This is a genomic window from Psychrobacter sp. W2-37-MNA-CIBAN-0211 (assembly GCF_040309405.1).
Lineage (GTDB): Bacteria > Pseudomonadota > Gammaproteobacteria > Pseudomonadales > Moraxellaceae > Psychrobacter > Psychrobacter glaciei.
The window spans coordinates 1-265 of sequence record NZ_JBEOOU010000279.1 but is presented as its reverse complement, the minus strand read 5'-3'; the positions used below and the strand labels follow the sequence as shown (position 1 = coordinate 265).

Sequence of the window (265 nt, the reverse complement as noted above, 5' to 3'; positions counted from 1 at the left end):
GTGTGGGCTACTGCAGGTATTGCGGCTTTCCCTGGTGGTTATATCGAACTTAAGAGTGTTCTCGATATAGGCGGTCCTGGTATGGTTGTTAACCAAGTGGCGACCACTTACCTAGGTGTAGCGGGTGGTGTTATGGCGATTATCGCGGTTGCGGTTTTCCCTATTACCTCAGGTGACACTGCGTTTAGAGCATTACGTTTAACTATTATCGATGCGTTTAAAATTCCGCAAAGTGTCAGAAACCGTTTACTGGTTGCCATTCCGA

The 265-nt window shown here is 47.2% G+C and carries 1 pseudogene; it reads left to right on the top strand.

Annotation, left to right across the window (positions count from 1 at the left end):
• A pseudogene (locus AAEY72_RS15225) lies at positions 1-265 on the top strand (carbon starvation CstA 5TM domain-containing protein); the annotation flags it as partial.